12 protein-coding genes and 1 tRNA gene are annotated in these 18,298 nt (G+C 44.3%); 4 read left to right on the top strand and 9 right to left on the bottom strand.

Translation table 11 applies throughout. The annotated features are described in order from the left end of the window. Nucleotides 1-66: 66 nt before the first annotated feature. Nucleotides 67-139 (bottom strand) — tRNA-Lys (locus NFR61_RS02615). 111 nt (nt 140-250) lie between these two features. On the opposite strand from NFR61_RS02615, the gene NFR61_RS02610 reads away from it, so the two are divergent. Beyond that, entirely contained in the window at nt 251-859 is a 609-nt protein-coding gene (locus tag NFR61_RS02610) for a ComEA family DNA-binding protein (RefSeq protein WP_251620308.1), read from the top strand. Between the two features lie 30 nt (nt 860-889). On the opposite strand, the gene NFR61_RS02605 is transcribed toward NFR61_RS02610, so the two are convergent. Further along, entirely contained in the window at nt 890-1,693 is an 804-nt protein-coding gene (locus NFR61_RS02605) for a hypothetical protein (RefSeq protein WP_251620305.1), read from the bottom strand. A 123-nt stretch (nt 1,694-1,816) separates the two neighbouring features. After that, nucleotides 1,817-3,961: a Tex family protein gene (locus NFR61_RS02600; RefSeq protein ID WP_251620303.1), complete on the bottom strand. Its 2,145-nt coding sequence runs from the start codon at nt 3,959-3,961 to the stop codon at nt 1,817-1,819. Nucleotides 3,962-4,053: 92 nt separating this feature from the next. On the opposite strand from NFR61_RS02600, the gene NFR61_RS02595 reads away from it, so the two are divergent. The 3 genes from NFR61_RS02595 to NFR61_RS02585 are packed head-to-tail and all read left to right on the top strand — an operon-like array spanning nt 4,054 to nt 6,084. Next, complete coding sequence (locus tag NFR61_RS02595; protein WP_251620300.1) at nt 4,054-4,722, top strand: ABC transporter ATP-binding protein; 669 nt, start codon at nt 4,054-4,056, stop codon at nt 4,720-4,722. 23 nt (nt 4,723-4,745) lie between these two features. After that, entirely contained in the window at nt 4,746-5,348 is a 603-nt protein-coding gene (locus tag NFR61_RS02590) for a BamJ family beta-barrel-assembly machinery protein (RefSeq protein WP_251620297.1), read from the top strand. A gap of 19 nt (nt 5,349-5,367) precedes the next feature. Then, nucleotides 5,368-6,084: a BamJ family beta-barrel-assembly machinery protein gene (locus NFR61_RS02585; RefSeq protein WP_251620293.1), complete on the top strand. Its 717-nt coding sequence runs from the start codon at nt 5,368-5,370 to the stop codon at nt 6,082-6,084. Nucleotides 6,085-6,138: 54 nt separating this feature from the next. On the opposite strand, the gene NFR61_RS02580 is transcribed toward NFR61_RS02585, so the two are convergent. The 6 genes from NFR61_RS02580 to NFR61_RS02555 form a co-directional block, all read right to left on the bottom strand. Next, a complete protein-coding gene (locus NFR61_RS02580; protein ID WP_251620290.1) occupies nt 6,139-8,484 on the bottom strand; it encodes a glycoside hydrolase family 3 N-terminal domain-containing protein in 2,346 nt (781 codons plus the stop codon). Continuing rightward, nucleotides 8,481-9,860 carry an alpha-L-fucosidase gene (locus tag NFR61_RS02575; RefSeq protein WP_251620287.1) on the bottom strand — a complete coding sequence of 460 codons (1,380 nt, stop codon included), beginning with the start codon at nt 9,858-9,860 and terminating at the stop codon, nt 8,481-8,483. Before NFR61_RS02575 ends, NFR61_RS02580 begins: the two co-directional genes overlap by 4 nt. An 11-nt stretch (nt 9,861-9,871) precedes the next feature. Beyond that, nucleotides 9,872-11,323 carry a TolB family protein gene (locus NFR61_RS02570; protein ID WP_251620284.1) on the bottom strand — a complete coding sequence of 484 codons (1,452 nt, stop codon included), beginning with the start codon at nt 11,321-11,323 and terminating at the stop codon, nt 9,872-9,874. 3 nt (nt 11,324-11,326) lie between these two features. Beyond that, entirely contained in the window at nt 11,327-13,045 is a 1,719-nt protein-coding gene (locus NFR61_RS02565; protein ID WP_251620282.1) for a DUF6057 family protein, read from the bottom strand. Nucleotides 13,046-13,106: 61 nt separating this feature from the next. Next, nucleotides 13,107-14,738, bottom strand: a complete 1,632-nt coding sequence (locus NFR61_RS02560) for a RagB/SusD family nutrient uptake outer membrane protein (RefSeq protein WP_251620279.1) — start codon at nt 14,736-14,738, stop codon at nt 13,107-13,109. A gap of 27 nt (nt 14,739-14,765) precedes the next feature. Next, the gene (locus tag NFR61_RS02555) at nt 14,766-17,837 is read right to left on the bottom strand and encodes a SusC/RagA family TonB-linked outer membrane protein (RefSeq protein ID WP_251620276.1); all 3,072 of its coding nucleotides are present in this window, start codon (nt 17,835-17,837) and stop codon (nt 14,766-14,768) included. Nucleotides 17,838-18,298: the final 461 nt, after the last annotated feature.

Genomic DNA, 18,298 nt, shown 5'->3' with positions numbered 1-18,298 from the left:
CTAAAACAAAAATCCCCGATAACGCTTGATTATCAGGGATTTTCTTTTCATTACTTCTTCTATGAGTGATCCAGCTGGGATTCGAACCCAGGACCCCAACATTAAAAGTGTTGTGCTCTACCGACTGAGCTACTGAATCATCATTTTCTAAAATGCGGGGTAAAGATAGAGAGAATTCCCGTTATTGCAAATATTTTTTCAATTTTTCAACAACTCATAGCATTACCACCTTTCATAAAAAGAAACTTCATTGAAAATACAAAAAAATGTTGTAACTTTTTACTTGCAACTAAAAATTGTGCGTGTCATGCTACTCTATCATTATGAAAGAAAAGGATTATGGATTCTTACTACATTGCTTATTTGCACTATAGTACTTCCCAAACAATTGTCCAAGAACAAAAATCCATTTTTCTTATTGGAAAATATAACATTACCCGATACATTAACCATAAACATTGAACAACCCATTGTCAGGCTGGAATTAAATCAAGCCGACAGTCTTTCTTTAATTAAAATAAAAGGTATCGGACCTTATTACGCGCACAAGATTCTGAATTTCCGGAAACGATTAGGAGGATTTTATACTGTAAAACAACTCAAAGAATTAAATATGACCTATTTCAATGTAGATTCGTCTGCTTTTTTATTCCACGTTAATCCTCTCTTAATTCAAAAAAGAGAGTTGGATACACTTACTTTCAAAGAAATATTAAGACATCCTTATTTGGAATATGAAGACGTCATACTCATTTTTCAAGCAAAAAAACAATATAAAAGAGTTTCTTACGATACCCTGCAACAACACCGTGTACTGCCTTCACACAAACTCAAGAAAATAAAACCTTATTTCAAATAAAACCAAGCACAAACAGGCTTCCCTGTTTTATCAATCGAATCCGGGACGCCGAAAACTTCTCGCTTTCGGAAAATACTTTTCAATATCGCGCACCAATTGTTGCAGAATAGTCTGTATATGTATTATTTCTTTTTCCAATGCCGGACAATACTTTTTTAAAACCTCCCACGCCCGAGCAGATGATTCGATTCCTATCAATGCCACTTTAGCCGAACCGTTATAATCCTTTTCTTCTATTTCGCATTCACAATCACCCTCTCTATATTCCTGTTGTATCAACAAGGCACGCCTCATTTTTATTTGTATAACATCCAGATACCAATTAATCTTATCCAAAGCATCTCCTGTTTCCTGTTCTTCCACCATCCCCTCTTTCCATTCCTGCTCATCCAAAATACCAAATACAGCCTCCAGACAAGTATCACACAAAGATTCATAAATCAGACATTCTCTGATAACATCAAACACAGGAGATGAATCATCAAGTTCATCCTCTTCCTGTTCATCCTCATATACTCTCTGCCACAACTTTTTTTCTACCTCCTCTATCTCAAAAATTCCCTCAACATCAACACCTTTTTCTTTTGCCACCTCACACAAAACCTCATAAGTTGAATCAAAAATATCATTCAAATCTCCCCATGTATCCTCACCAGTCGTATTCAAATCCTTAAATGTCAAGCGCCTGCCCAATTTCTGTTCCATCCTCTCTCCCAGCACATAATTCAAGCACACTGTTTGTTTCGTGCATTTTTCACACCACTTATCACAAAAATTATAAATGCCGGGAACAAATCTATTTTCTTCTAATCCTTTTAACTCTTTCTTTGACACGACGATAACTTATTTTAAACAATTAAAATCCGTTACAAAGATAATGGATACGAACAGATAAACAAAATCTTTAACTAACTGTAACTTTCCATACGACAATAAAAATTTATTACTATCTCTCTATTACCCCTCACCTTTCACCTGCCGGATAGAAAGCCCTATTCGGCGCCTTTCCTTATCCAATTGTATTACCTTCACCATCACCTGTTGATGCAACTTCAACACTTCCGTCGGGCTCGATACGTAACGATCTGCCATTTCGGATATATGAACCAATCCGTCCTGATGCACTCCGACATCTACAAAAGCCCCGAAATTAGTAATATTAGTTACGATACCGGGCAGTACCATACCTTCCTGCAAATCCTCTATCGTATGAATACCTTCCGCAAAACTAAAAACCTTTGCCATACTGCGAGGATCCCGCCCCGGCTTCCTCAACTCTGCCACAATATCTTTCAGTGTCAGCAAACCGGTCTTTTCATCCACATATTTTGACGGATTAATCTTCCCGCATAATTCCTCATTACCTATCAACTCTTTCACATTTACATGAAAATCCCTGGCTATTTTCTCCACCACATAATATGACTCCGGATGCACTGCCGAATTATCCAAAGGATTCTCTGCCTCCTCTACTCTCAAAAAACCGGCACACTGTTCAAAAGCTTTCGCCCCCATTCTCTTCACATTTTTCAGTTCCTCACGACTTTTCAACTTACCATGCTCCCGAATATACTCCACAATATTATCCGCTAAAGCCGGACCCAAACCGGAAACATACGTAAGCAAATATTTACTGGCCGTATTTACATTCACACCCACCTGATTCACACACGATTCTACAACCCTGTCCAAACTCTCTTTCAGCCGTGTCTGGTCTACATCATGCTGATACTGCCCCACACCTATCGACTTCGGGTCTATCTTCACCAATTCTGCCAAAGGATCCATCAAACGTCTCCCGATAGACACAGCACCCCTCACCGTCACATCATACTCAGGAAACTCCTCTCGGGCAATTTTAGAAGCGGAATACACAGAAGCCCCACTCTCGCTGACCACAAATACCTGCACCTTGCGATCATAGCGAAGATTCTGAATAAACGTCTCCGTCTCCCGTCCGGCCGTTCCATTCCCGATAGCTATCGCCTGAATATTATACGTAGATACCATATTGACTATCTTCGTTGCCGCCTGCTTATAAGCACTGTGCGGCGGGTGAGGATAAATCGTCTCATTATGCAGCAACTGGCCCGTTTCATCCAAACATACGACCTTGCACCCCGTCCGAAATCCTGGGTCTATTCCCAGCACCCGTTTGGTACCCAAAGGAGGAGCCAGCAACAGTTGTCTTAAATTCTCCGCAAAAACACGAATAGCCTCTTCATCCGCTTTTTCCTTAAACACCTGTAAATTTTCCGTCTCCATCGCAGGAAAAAGCAAACGCTTATAAGCATCCTTCACTGCCATTCTTACCTGTCCGGAAGCCTCGTTATCGTTTTTCACAAAAATCCGCTCCAATCCCTCCAGCGCCTGTTCATCATTTATCTCAATCCCGACCTTAAGTATTCCTTCCGCCTCTCCTCTCCGGATAGCCAATATCCGGTGAGAAGGACAACGCTTCAATAACTCCCGGAAGTCAAAATAATCGGCAAACTTCTCACCCTCCTTTTCTTTCCCTTTCACCACCTTCGACCAAATCACCGCCTCCCGCTCCACTTGTCTTCGGGTACGGTTTCTCGCCGCCTCACTTTCATTCACCCATTCGGCTATAATATCCCTGGCCCCTTGCAGTGCCTCCCCTTCATCCTTTACCTCTCCTTTCACAAAACGCATCACCCGATTTTCCACATCCCCGTTCTCCTGTCTCATCAATATCGCTGCCAACGGCTCCAACCCCTTCTCCTTTGCTTTGGCCGCACGTGTTTGTTTCTTCGGCTTAAAAGGCAAATAAATGTCTTCCAGCAAATGGGCATCCGTACAACGACAAATCTGTGCCTCCAGTTCCTCTGTCAATTTTCCTTGTTGCCGTATACTATCCAACACACTCGCCTTTCTCTTTTCCAAATCTTGAAAACGGACATACATCTGCTGCACTTTCTCCACACTCACTTCATCCATGCTACCGGTCATTTCTTTCCGGTAACGGGCAATAAAAGGTATCGTTGCCCCTCCTTCTATCAACGTAATCAAATTATGTATATACTTTCGGTCTATACCGGTTTGTTCGGCAAGAAAAGACACCGGATCAATAAAAAATTCCATAAATAGTTTTATTATATAACAGTAAATCCCGTACAAATATACAATTATAAACTTTATTACTTACCTTTACACACAAAAGTTAAAACATAGTAATGATTCGCGTAAAAGAGGTTAAAAAAAACTACGGAGAACTTCAAGTATTAAAGGGCATCACGTTAGAAGTCAAAGAAAATGAAATCATAACCATCGTCGGAGCCAGCGGAGCAGGCAAAAGCACCTTGCTGCACATCATAGGCACCTTGGATACTCCCGACAGTGGAGAAATATGGTTCGACGACATCAACATATCTTCCCTTTCTTCCAACAAATTAGCCACATTCCGCAACAACAACATCGGCTTTGTCTTCCAATTCCATCATCTTCTCCCGGAATTCACCGCTCTGGAAAATGTCTGCATGCCGGCATGGATAAAAGGAATATCCAAAAAAGCGGCTGAAAAAAAAGCAATTGAATTATTGGAACTTATGGGATTGAAAGAACGTATCTTTCACAAGCCGAACGAACTGTCGGGAGGAGAACAGCAACGGGTATCCGTAGCAAGGGCATTAATCAACCAACCCAAAGTCATTCTGGCAGACGAGCCGTCGGGCAATTTGGATACTCAGACCAAAAACGATTTGCACCAGCTTTTCTTCACGTTACGGGAAGAACTGAAACAAACATTCATTATCGTAACACACGATAACGAATTAGCCGAAATGGCAGACAGAAAAATCAAGCTGAAAGACGGGAAAATAGATATTTCTTATATCTTTGCATGATTTTATAAAATAATACTAATTACATGAAATACACCAACGAATTAGACCGATTAAGCTATTGTTTGGGAATCAGCATCGCAAGCAACCTGATATCATCGGGTGTCAAAACAATCAATCCGGATGTCTTCAACGAAGCCATGTCAACCGTATTCGACGGAAAAATGCCTGAAATGAAACCGGAAGAAATAAACAAAGTACTGCAAGACTATTTCGATAAACTTGAAAGTGAAAAAGGAGCCAATGCAAAAGCTAAAGGTGAAAAATTCTTAGCGGAAAACAAAAATAAAGAAGGAGTAATTACACTCAAAAGTGGTCTTCAATATAAAATACTGAAAGAAGGAAACGGTAAAAAACCCAAAGCAACAGATACCGTTAAATGTCATTACGAAGGACGGTTAATCAACGGGACGGTTTTTGACTCCTCTATTCGCAGAAACGAACCGGCGGAATTTCCGGTAAACGGTGTCATCGCCGGATGGGTGGAAGCCTTGCAGATGATGAATATCGGTTCAAAATGGCAACTGTACATCCCTTCCGAACTCGCTTACGGTGCACACGGAGCAGGACAATCCATCGGACCGAATGAAACCCTTATTTTCGATGTAGAATTACTTGATATTTTATAAACTATAAAGTCACGAAACAATGAATGCAAAATTATTATTACTGACACTCTCTGCCGGAGTCATCATGATGAGTAGCTGCAACAGCGGCTGCACAACCTCCACCACGGCAACATTAAAAACGGCAAATGACACGGCCAGCTACTACATCGGTTACATGTACGGATCAGGACTTGAACGCTCCGGATTAAAGAAACCGAACATGGAAGCTGTTGTTGCCGGAATGAATGCCGCATTGAAAAAAGCCGATGTGAAAACCGACCCACAACAGATGCAAATGTATCTGAGCATGTATCTACAAAAATTAGCCATGCAAGTTGCTGCTGAAAATCTGGAAAAAGGACAGGAATTTTTGAAAGAAAATGCTAAAAAATCAGATGTAGATACATTGGGTAACGGTATTCAATACAAAATACTGAAAGAAGGAAACGGGCCGAAACCCACCGCTACAGACAAAGTAAAAGTACACTACAGAGGTACTCTCATCGATGGAAGCGAATTCGATTCCTCCATTAAAAGAGGTGAACCGGCTGAATTTTACTTAAATCAAGTTATCCCCGGTTGGACACAAGCCATACAGCAAATGCCACAAGGCTCCAAATGGATTATCTACATTCCTTCCGATCAGGCATACGGCCCAAGAGGAGCTGGAGCTGCCATCGGTCCGAACGAAACCTTGATTTTTGAAGTCGAACTGCTCGACATCAACCCGAAAGCAGAGGAAACGAAAGAAAAATAAATATCGCTCAACGATATAATTCAAAAAAAGGAGAAAACAGATGTTTTCTCCTTTTTACTTTATATAAAAACAACCTTTCAGACGAATATCATCGGAAGAAGCCCCTATTTTCACTTCAAACTCTCCGGGTTCCACAACTCGGTTCATTTCCGCATCATATAGCGCAAGTTCCTCTTGCCCCAGAACAAAAACAACCCTCTTTTTCTCTCCCTTAGCCAAAGCTATACGCCGGAAAGCCTTCAACAAAACCGGTGGTTGTGAAACAGACGCCACCCTGTCGCTGATATAAAGCTGCACGATTTCATGCCCGTCATAATCACCGCAATTAGTCACCGTACAACTCACTACCTGTAACGAATCCTTTCCATTCCCCACCCGTATTTCCAGACTATCATACTTAAAATCGGTATAACTCAATCCGTAACCGAACGCATAAAGAGGTGTCCCCTCCCCGTCCATATAATCCCGGTTTCCCTCCTGCGAATAATACACCGGAAGTTGTCCCTCGCTGCAAGGCACCGATACCGGCAATCGTCCCGACGGGTTATAATCACCAAACAACACATCCGCTACAGCCGCACCCCCTTGCTCTCCGGGATACCAGCACGTAAGCAAAGCCTGGGCTTTCTCTGCCGCCATATTCATATTCAGCGGCCGTCCCTGAATATAGACAACAACCAACGGTTTACCCACATCTGCAAGCGCTTTCAACAACCGTTCCTGTTCTCCCAACAAACGCAACGTACTCCGGTCAAAACCTTCTCCGCAATCCATATCCGACACACCTTGCTCATCCTCTGTGGAAACCGTCGCCGCCCCCGTAGCTATATACTGCGTTTTAAAATCCCGGGCACTGGAGCCACCCACCACCAATACGACCACATCCGCCTGCGCCGCTACTTTCACCGCTACCGGAATATCTGCAGTCGAACTCTCCCGCACAGCACATCCTTTCACATAACTCACCTTCGTAGAAGGCGCCACTGCCCGACGTATGCCATCCAAAACCGTCACAATCTCTTTCCTGTCTTGCGGAGCAGTGTAATCTCCCAACTGATTATACATCACATCGGCATTGGGGCCGATAACAGCAATATGTTTCACCTGCTTACTCAAAGGCAAAATCCCCTCATTCTTCAACAACACAGTACCCTGTCTTGCCACTTCACGCGCCAATTCCTTGTGCTCCGCCGAACGTACCAGCTTTTTCGCCAAGGCAGGCGAAACATAGGGATTCTCAAACAATCCCAAACGGAATTTCAAGCGAAGTACATTCGCCACCGCCCGGTTCAAATCATCCTCCGTAATCTTTCCCTCCTCCAAAGCATTCTTCAAATTCCTGCCAAAAGCATTTCCTCCCAAATCCATATCCAAACCGGCTTTCAAAGCCAGCGAAGCCGCTTCCTTATTGTCTTGCGCCACCCGCATCCCGACAATACCCTCTATGCTGAATAAATCCGAATAGACAAAACCATCAAATCCCCACCTGCCACGCAACACCTCCATCAATAAATACCTGTTCGCCGTACAAGGCACCCCGTCTATCGAATTATAGGAAGTCATCAATGTACCCACACCCGCCTCCACGGCTTTTCTGAAAGGAGGCAAATACTCCGAAAACAACTGACGCATCCCTACATTGGCTCGGTAACCGTTATGTCCGCCTTCGGGAATACCATAAGCGGCAAAATGCTTGAGCGTCGAAAACAAATGCCTCCCGTCATCCTGCCTGTCCCCCTGCATGCCTTTCATAAAAGCCACCCCCAACACAGACGTCAATACGGGGTCCTCGCCAAAAGTCTCCTCCATACGCGACCAACGGGGATCACGGGCAACATCCAGTACCGGCCCGTACCCGATGCCCGCTCCCTGCAAACGGGCCTCCAAAGCAATGGCAGCACCCATTCTGTATATCAGCTCCTCATTCCACGTACTGGCCTGCGCCAGAGACGTCGGAAAAACCGTCGTACCTATGGCCATGTGACCGTGCGGACACTCTTCGGCAAACAAAACCGGTATACCCAGACGGGTTTGCTCCACGGCATACCGTTGCAACGCATTCAAAGCCATAGCGGCCATCTCCGGATTCAAACCGGTCTCCAACGTCTTCTGTGTCCACGGATCTGCACGAAGTACCGCCCAAAAAGAGCCCGCAGGCATCTCCGCCATCCGTTTTTTATAAAGTTCCGACACCTCCACGCCCTTCTTCGTTTTCGTATACATCTCCCAACCCATCGGACAACACAACTGTCCCACCTTCTCTTCCACCGTCATGCGCCCGAGCAAATCCTTCACCCGCTCCTCAACGGAAGCCTTCGCCTCCTTATACAACGGCTTTTGCGCCGACAATCGCCCTACGGCAACAACAACAATCACAAACAACCAAATCCCGCGTCTCATCTTTTTCGTGTAAACTGTAAAGCTATCGACTCATTTTTCAACCCTTTGGGCAATGTCACCGTCACCTGCTCACCCACAACCTTATACCTCAATTTCCGACCATCCCCCAACAATATCATATCGCCTTCCGGCACATTACCAGTCCACAGAACCGTTCCCGGCAATACCTCGTCATCAGGCAACGCATACACGGCATACAGCGTATTCCCATCCTTATCTGCCGTAAACCACACATTTCCATCATGATAATGCGGAGTCGTACGAGTAGCATAAATTGCTTTTCCATTCGCACGCAACCACTTCCCCACACCTTTCAGACTCTCTTCCACTTCCGGCTGTATAATACCCTCCGGTGTAGGTCCGACACCCAACAACAAACAACCACCCTTGGCCGTTATCTCCGCCAAAATGTTCACCACCTGATTCGACGTCTTATATTTGGCATCCGGAGCCCATGCCCAACTGTGCGACAACGTAATGCAACTCTCCCACGGATGATTTATCTGTCTGTCCGGGATACTGCGCTCCGGCGTCTGGTAATTCTCATTCTTTCCCTTAATCGTCCGGTCCACCGCAATCAATCCCCGTTGCTTTCCCGACCGGGCTTTTGAAAGCACATCATCCAGATAAACCTCCTCGCCGGTAATCCAACCGCCATCCAGCCACAAAATATCGAACTGTCCGTAATCCTCCATCAACTCGGTAAGCTGATTCTTCGTAAAATCCTGATACTTTTTCCACCAATCCGGATGCTGCTCCCGTTTATAATTCTGCATACGGTTCGGCGTAGCATAGTAAGGATTCCAAAACCACTTGCAATGCCAATCCGGCTTGGAAAAATAACACCCAATCATAAAATCCTTTTCCCGAAAAGCATCAAACACATAACGCGCCACATCCCTGCGGGAATTATCCGCAAAAGGACCTTTGGCAATGGAAAAATCCGTGTACTTAGAATCAAACATACAAAAACCGTCATGATGTTTCGTCGTGAATATCATATACTTCATACCCGCATCTTTCATTACTTCCGCCCACTGTTCCGGATTAAACGCCGTCGGATTAAAGACATTGGCCAATCCCCAATACCACTCCTTATACCCCTCATACGTATACTCTCCGGGACGCGTAATCCACCCTTCCGAACAAATCTGCCACGACTCCACAATTCCCGGCACGGAATACAGACCCCAATGGAACAACACCCCGAACTTCTGATCCTGCCACTTTTCCAATTTCTCCAGAACCGCCTTATCCGTCGGCCATTCATACCCGTCGGACTGCTCGTGTACAAAACTATTTTCTTCTTGCGCGTACACTTGGCATGCGAAAACAAATCCGCAGATACACGCCATACATTTTTTCAATCCACTCATAACCGATTTTATTAATTATCAATTCTTGCCTTTACTTTCAAACACTCATCCTGCAAAGCCGTCCGAAGCAACCGGTAACGGCTGACCGATACCGGAGCCTTCACCAATTCGGGAACATTAAACGAATAAAGAAAACGCTTATAAAAATTTCCTTTTTTCTGCGGCAACACAAAAGGCTTATGCACTACCCCCTCCGTATCAATATAAGCAATATACGGACACGTATAAAGCCCGTCTCCCCGCCGGCTGCTGAAAACCACCCAACGGCCGTTACCGCTCCACGTGTGATAACTCTCTACACTTTCACTATTTAAAGCCTCCAGCGGATAACATGCCGACGTCTTCAAATCGAGCATCCACAAATCCGCTTCCTGATGCCAGATAGAAAAGTTCCCGTAATCGGACAAGGTAAACATCAAAAACCTACCGTCCGGAGAAACCCGCGGAAACGACACGCTCTTCCCGTAACGCTCCCCCTGATACAACGTATCCACCTTCTCGCCGAATGTCCGGCTTTCGGCATCAAAATCAATACTGCACAAACTATACTTCACCTGCTCATACTCATCGGGCATAGACCGCTTGCGCGCCGAACAAAAATACAGTTTTTTCCCGTCCGGAGAAAAAGCCGGAAACGTTTCATACGCCTCTTCATCAAACAGCAAAGGCGACGTAAACACCTCATTCCGCCGTACATCATACACCACCACATCCGAAGCCAGGTCCATCACCTCTATGCGGTTCCGGTGATGTGTATGGAAAAGCTGCTTCGTATCATTCACCGAATAAGCGATAAACTCACCTCCCGGATGCCAATAAGGATATACCAGCGCGGAAATCGTCCGGTCCGTCTTCGTATCCAGCTTCACCACCTTTCCCTCCTCCGATAGGATAGTTCCTCCGTGCTTGGCTCGCAAATGAAACGTCATCTTATCCGGATTCTGCATACAAAAAGAGTGACAATTCATGCAATTACGCCCCGTCTGCTCATTCGTAAGAACAGCCCGCTCATCGAAATTCTCCAGATTACGCTGATAAATTCCCATATCGTGCCACATCTCATATCCCGGCGGTATCAGCCTGTACACCAGATAAGGATCTATCGGTTCTTCCGCCACGGTCAGACAAAAAGGCCGGTAAGCCTTCCACCCCTCCTCTGTCCGGACACAATGTTCCGCCCGGATTCTCTTTCCTTTGGCCGCCGCCAACAGTTTTTTCCACTCCTTCATGTGCGGAATCGCCGCTCCGTCCCGGCATAATGCAACAATCCGCCGCTCTTCGTATGACAGGACAATCGCTTCCCCCTCCGGCATAAAGAAATTAAGCGGAGCGATATTACCCGGAACAACAACTTCCGAATAACTCCTTTCCAAAGGAGAGGCATCCTCCAAATGTCCGTCAATCCGGAACTCCCTCCCGCATGCCACACAGGCAAACACAAAACAAAACATCCACCATTTCATCCCTTATACAAACATTAAATAAAACCAATACGTATCCTTAAAATAAGGAGCCAATGCAGCTTTCCGATTTCTGTTGTTCCTCGTCTGGAACAATGCCTCCTGATAACTTTCATACAGCTTCCGTACCTCCGGAGAAACCCCGAACTCTTCCCACCGTTCTTTTTCCTGCTGGTACAACGCCACCACCCCTTGCTGAAAAGCAAGCGGAAGTGCTTTCAGACTCTCCGTCCCGTAATACTTGTCAAGAAACCGGCGAAAGCCCTCCATATCCTTTGTCAGCAAATAGGAAAGTCCCAGATAAGCCACCGCTTTCCCGTTCTGCGGATTGGCATCCAAAATATCCTCCAATTCCGGTACCCAGCCGTAAAACATCGCAAAACGATTATGCCTACTCAAACTGCGCCGCTTCTCTCCCAACTCCGCATCCGCCTCCACAGCCTCGTCATTGTACAAAAAGCGGCGATACTCCTGTGCCCACTTTCGGTAAAAAAGCGTCTTTTCCAGCAGCGACAAATATTTATCCGCCACGGCATAATGCCCCAATATCAAATTCGTCTTCACCAACCTAATCATCGTTTGCACCCCGTACCCTTTCGGAAACGTCATCTGGGCTTCAAACGCATGCTGTTGTGCCTCCGCCACCCATCCCACCGTATAACACACATCACTCATAACCATCCGCACCACTCCTGTATTACCGCTATTCACCAACAACGCTCCAGCCCCATACGGTTGAAAACGAAATGCGTAATCCCCCAAAACACCCTTCTGTGCCAACGCCATATTTGCATAATTCATATACACCTGATTCGTAAGCGGCTGACGGGACAACACATTCAATATCTCCTCCCACCGCTCTGTAAAAGCATAATGATTCAATTGCCACACCAATTGATTGGAATCCTTGCGCACCAGCTTCTCCCCTCCCAAAAAGAGTCCGACACCCATTCCCCACAGCAGCACTGCGGTCACTACCTGCCACCGCATTTGAACCTTCCCTGAACGTTTCCATAAACGTCCCCACGCCAACAACAGCACCGGTACTCCCCAAGCCAGCCAATGATACCACGGCATCTCCATAAAAGAATTATAATAAAAAGCCGGAGAAAAAGCCCACAGCGACACAAAAGGAAAAATCAGCGGAAACAACCAGCACCCCAACGGCAACAAAAGTGTCGCTTTCCAATGGCCCCGGCAAAAAAACAGCAACATACCGCACACAGCATACACCGTTGCCACGCTTCCCAACAAATAAAATACCACCGGTATACTCCCGGCGAAACATAGTGCTTTCACCCTGCCGTCCTGCCACCGGACGAAAAAAGATAAAAGTGCTATGACCAACAACAGGCAAACACTCCCCGTCCATTGGTAATAAAAATCACATTGGGAAAAAAGCTGCACCACAGCAACAATCGCCACCCATCCCATCGGCACCCCCGCCCTGCGGAACAAAAACGCCATACACGGCATCCCCAGACAAACGGGCAAAACAAACAGCCATGCCCCCCAATGAGGTACGGAAAAAAACTGCATTCCCCAACCGCACAACCATTCTCCAAAACCGCCCAATCCCTTCAATGCCTTATAAAAAGAATCCCCATCCGTCAAAAACAACCCTTCCTGCTCCCACTCACACAACTGGTAAGGAATCGAAACATCCACCCGCCACCACAGTAACACACTCAACAACACACCCAAACCCGCATATATCCACTTCATAAAAATCACATATTAAAAGAAAGGGGCTGAAAGTCAGCCCCCTTCAACAAAACACATAAAATTAGTAACCCGGATTCTGTCTCAAATTCGGATTGGCATCGATAGCCGTCTGCGGTATCGGCAATACTTCATTCTTGCCTACCGTAAAGGTACGATTTTCTTCAAGCTCTGGAGTTGTAAGTTCTACATCAAAATCTCCATCAGCATTCTTTGTGTCCAATATTTTACCCATCACACGTACAACCGGTTGATTCAATACGTCTTGAGCTATACCCCAACGGATAATATCCATCCGGCGGAGTCCTTCATAAGCAAATTCTACCCGACGTTCCCGACGTACCAATTCACGCAAAGTTGACTGACTGTTGTATTTTGCCCGATCAACTTTCGGCATCGGAACTCTTTCACGTACTTGGTCTATAGCATCATACACAGAAGCATCAATCTGATTCTGTTCTATTTTTGCCTCTGCATACGACAACAGAACTTCTGCATAACGCAATACAGGGAAATTCCTATCTGCATCCCAAATATCATCAAACTCATCCAAATTACCGTAGAATTTCTTGAAATTATATCCTGTATGAGTACAGTTATTAGCATCAGGACCGTAATCCCCACTCTTCGGTATGATAGAAGGGAAACCTTTGCCTCTTGCTGTCGTATCACCTTCTTGGCCATAAATATCATACACCTGCCCCGGATAAAGAATCGTTGCACGCAAACGCGGGTCACGACCTACATACGGATTTTTAGCATCATAATCAGCAGACTCCTCTATAGTCTCCCCAGTTGCCATTTCATAAGCATCCACCAACGCCTGTGTCGGTACGATAGACGACCAACCACCGTAACCATTAGCCATATAAGCACCAAACCACATGCTATAGTTACCTTCTTTATTGTGCTCTGTAGAGAAAATCACTTCGCTATTGTATTGGTTAGCCTTATAGAATGATTCTTCATAATTCAGCTTCGGCATAGAATATTTTCCCTCATCCATGATGGTCTTCGCCATTGCTGCAGCATTCGGATAATCACCGGTAATCAAATATACACGGGTCAAGAAAGCCTGAGCTGCACCTCTCGTCAATCTACCGGCGGCAGCCGTAGCAGGAAGAGCGTCAATACACTCATTCAACTCTTTCTTAATAAAATCCAAAATCGTATTTTTATCAGTACGAGGCACCATAGCATCTTCTATAGTTGCAAACACCTCTTCCGTAAACGGGAAATCACCGTAGCAATTTACCTTCCAGAAATAAGCCATTGCACGAAGTACCCGTACTTCTGCCCGGTATTGATTACGCTTTGCCTCCGAAGAGAACTCAATCGTATTCTCCCGCATCAGATACTCATTGTAGGTACGGATATCCAAAAAACTAAAATAGTTTACAATACTAACTCCGGAAGGAGCCATAGATCCGTTAGCAACACAACGATAACCTTCATGTGTATGGAAATTGTACTGATTATCGGTAGTACAGTCCCAATACCACATCTCTTCTATACGGTAAGGACTGGCAATACTGCGATAGCAACCGGTCAAAGCCACATCGGCATCTCCTTCAGTTTTCCAGAATGTAGCAGGTGACAAAGCATCTCCCGGTGCTCTGTCCAAGAAATCTTCCGAACAACCGGCAAACATTGTCGGTACCGCTAAAAGCAGGCAATATTTAAAAAATCTTTTCATATTCAATTCCTTTTTAATCGTTAATAATTAAAACGTAACATTCAGACCCACAGAATGTACCTTCGTTTGCGGATAATAGTTACCACGTCCGGCTGGAGCTTCCGGGTCCCAACCTTTCAAGAAATTGGTTACCGTCCAAATGTTCTGACCGGAATAGTAAATTCTCACTTTGGAAATTCCGGCTTTTGCCAACCAATTCTTCGGCAACGTATAACCTACCTGCAAATTCTTCAAACGAAGGTAGTTTGCATTCTGTAACCAGAAATCGGAACAGGTATTCGGCATACTTACGTCATTCAAACCAATCGTTGCACGCGGGTATTTGGCATTGGTATTTTCCGGTGTCCAGCTATCCAACCACAATTTAGCAGGTTTAGCAGCATCACCATCAATAGAACCGATAGCCTCAATACCCAAATATCCTTTCACGTCAGCAGCACCCTGGAAGAATGCCATTACATCAAAACCTTTGTAATTTGCTCCAATATTAAAACCATAAGTTATGCCCGGATCCCAAGAACCCAATACAACACGGTCATCTGCATTGATGACACCATCACCGTTTACATCCACATATTTCAAATCACCGGGACGTACAGTATTACCAGTAATAGCATATCTATGTTCAGCATTATAAGCATCTATTTCAGCCTGAGACTGGAAGAATCCATTGGTTTTATAACCGTAGAAGCTATTCATGGCTTCGCCTTCACGCATAATAGATGAATAATCTCCGCTACCATATTGTTCTCTCACATCCCCCATTGATTTAATCTTATTCGTATTGAAAGCGACGTTACCTCCGAAATTAAAGTCTACTTCACCAAAAGAATCCCGGTAGTCCACAGAAATTTCAAAACCTTTGTTGCTCACTTTTCCTACGTTGTCATAGTAACTACTCAAAGCATAAGTAACCGGAGTAGACACTTGCATCAAAATACCGTCAGTGGTCTTATCGTAATACTCCAATGTTAAATTTACTTTCTGGATAAATGACAAATCCATGGCAACACCCCACGTAGTTGTCTCTTCCCATTTCAAATTCGGATTGGCTGCATACACTGTTTTAGCACCAGAAGAAATAGATCCTCCGAAAGGATAATTATATCCCAAGGTCATGGTAGAAACTGTCGGATAATATCCCTGGCCGATATCCTGGTTACCCAGTTTACCCCAGGAAGCACGCAACTTACCATTGTTTACAACTCCCTTCAATGATTCAAAGAAACCTTCTTCAGAAAAACGCCATCCAGCAGATACAGAGGGGAATGTACCCCAACGATTACCGCGGGCAAAACGGGAAGAACCGTCATAACGCAAATTGGCTTCCAACAAATATTTGCCGGCATAATCATAATTGATACGTCCGAACCAAGAAAGCATTGCCAATTCACGAGTATAACCGCTATTACTCATACTAGCAGTACCTCCGGCATTCAAATCAGTCAAAGTATTACTCGGGAAATTTTGACGATAAGCCTGTGTATTTTTGTATTTATACAATTCGGCATGATAACCGCCCAATACAGACAAATTATGAGCTCCGAAAGAATCTTTATACTCGGCAATTACATCACCGGTAATACGGTCATAATGCGTTGCACCTTCCCACAATTTATCTACAGAACCTTGTGTATATGTTTCAGAAAACTTCAACGCTTTACGCATTTCGTGCATATCCTCATAATACAATTTATAAGATCCCATCGCCTTTACGGACAACGACGGCAAAATATAATATTTGGCAGAAGCAATAGACTGCAAATTATGACGAACCCGGTCATTCGTAGAATTGTTATCCAACCACGCAATCGGGTTACCGTCTCCGATTCTTCCATACGTACCGTCAGAATATTTATAAGGAACCATCGGAGAAATCATATTTACTTGACGGAAGAATTGTGCGAAACCACCAACATACGGGTTAGTCGGCTCTGTCAAATCAATATGAGAATAAGACATACTGAATGACGTTTCCAAATTGTCTTTCGGATTCGCATCCAAATTCAAACGCATGTTATATTGCTCTTTTTTAGCATGACGAACAATACCATCTTGACTTTGATAACCCAAAGAAGCCATATAACGCAATGCCTCATTACCACCGGAAACGCTCAAATTATGTGTCTGCTGGAATCCAGAATCTTCGTAAAACAATCCTTGCCAATCCGTATTTGCATAATTATCGGGATCGGAACCATCCTCAAATTTACGGATATCTTCTGCTGTATAAGTCGGAGCATATCCATTATTTATACGAGCCTGATTGGTCAAACGGGCATATTCCGCAGAACTAGCATATTCAGGTAAATCGGTAGCCGACTGCCATCCGAAAATACCGGAATAATTTACAACAGCTTTACCGGTCTTACCGCGTTTGGTCGTAATCAAAATCACACCGTTGGCAGCCTTTGAACCGTAGATGGCGGAAGAAGCTGCATCCTTCAATACGGAAATTGATTCAATATCATTGGCATCAATGTCATTCATGGTAGATTCCACTCCATCCACAATCACCATCGGGTCGGCAACGTTGAACGTACCGGTACCGCGTACGCGAATCGTACCGTTATCCGAACCAGGCTGACCGCTTCTCTGAACAACTGTAACACCGGGAAGCAAACCCTGCAAACCGGCAGAAACGGAAGTAATCGGACGAGCCTCAATCAATTTGTTGTTTACGTTAGCCACAGAACCCGTCAAATTCAACTTTTTCTGCGTACCGTAACCAACCACAACCACCTCTTCCAGATTCAGATTGTCTTCTTTCAAAGAAATCGTAAGCGGACTTCCGTCCCATTTTACTTCTTGGGTCTGATAACCCATGAAAGAAACAACCAACGTACTCCCCACAGAAACATTATCAATGGAAAACTTACCGTCGAAATCCGTAGAATTTCCATTGGTTGTTCCTTTCACCAACACAGCCGCACCGACAATCGTTTCGCCCGTCGCTGCGTCTTTCACCACTCCGGTACATGTACCCGACTGTTGTTCGGTCATTGCACCTGACATTCTCTTTCCGGCAAATGCATAGTTACCCACACATAAGAAAAAAGAGAAAAATAGCATTACTGCTAAACTTAAGTGTTTTGTCATAACTAAAATGTTTAAAATTAAGTATTTATATCAAAATAATCCAATTGACCGGATCTCCGTAAAAAATCCGGCTCAATCGTTTAATTATTTTCAGCTAAAAATCCCTTTATCACCTCCACACATCATTACTCAATCGTTTTCGTTACAAAATACAGGTACATGCTTGCTAAGCAGGTATCACTTTTATAAATCATTTATTAGTAACCACTTTTGAAGTAAAAACTATAATCTCCAAAGTAAAAATCACTCTTTTTTTTCAAATAACTTCCTTGCACATTATTTCGACGGTAAAATTAGAACGAAATTCGGAAACAACAAAATAAAATCGTTAATTTTTATAAAATGCTGTGGTTCTAACATTTAAAAATTAAAAATAATCCTCAACAACATCTTAAAAAGCCTCACCCTCCTTCAACTTTCCCATCACCGATACCTGCTTAGCAAGCAGGTATCTTTTATTT

The organism is Odoribacter lunatus (assembly GCF_943193135.1).
Taxonomy (GTDB): Bacteria; Bacteroidota; Bacteroidia; order Bacteroidales; family Marinifilaceae; genus Culturomica; species Culturomica lunata.
Note: the sequence above shows the minus strand (reverse complement) of the source record. Positions and strands in the feature narration are given on the sequence as shown.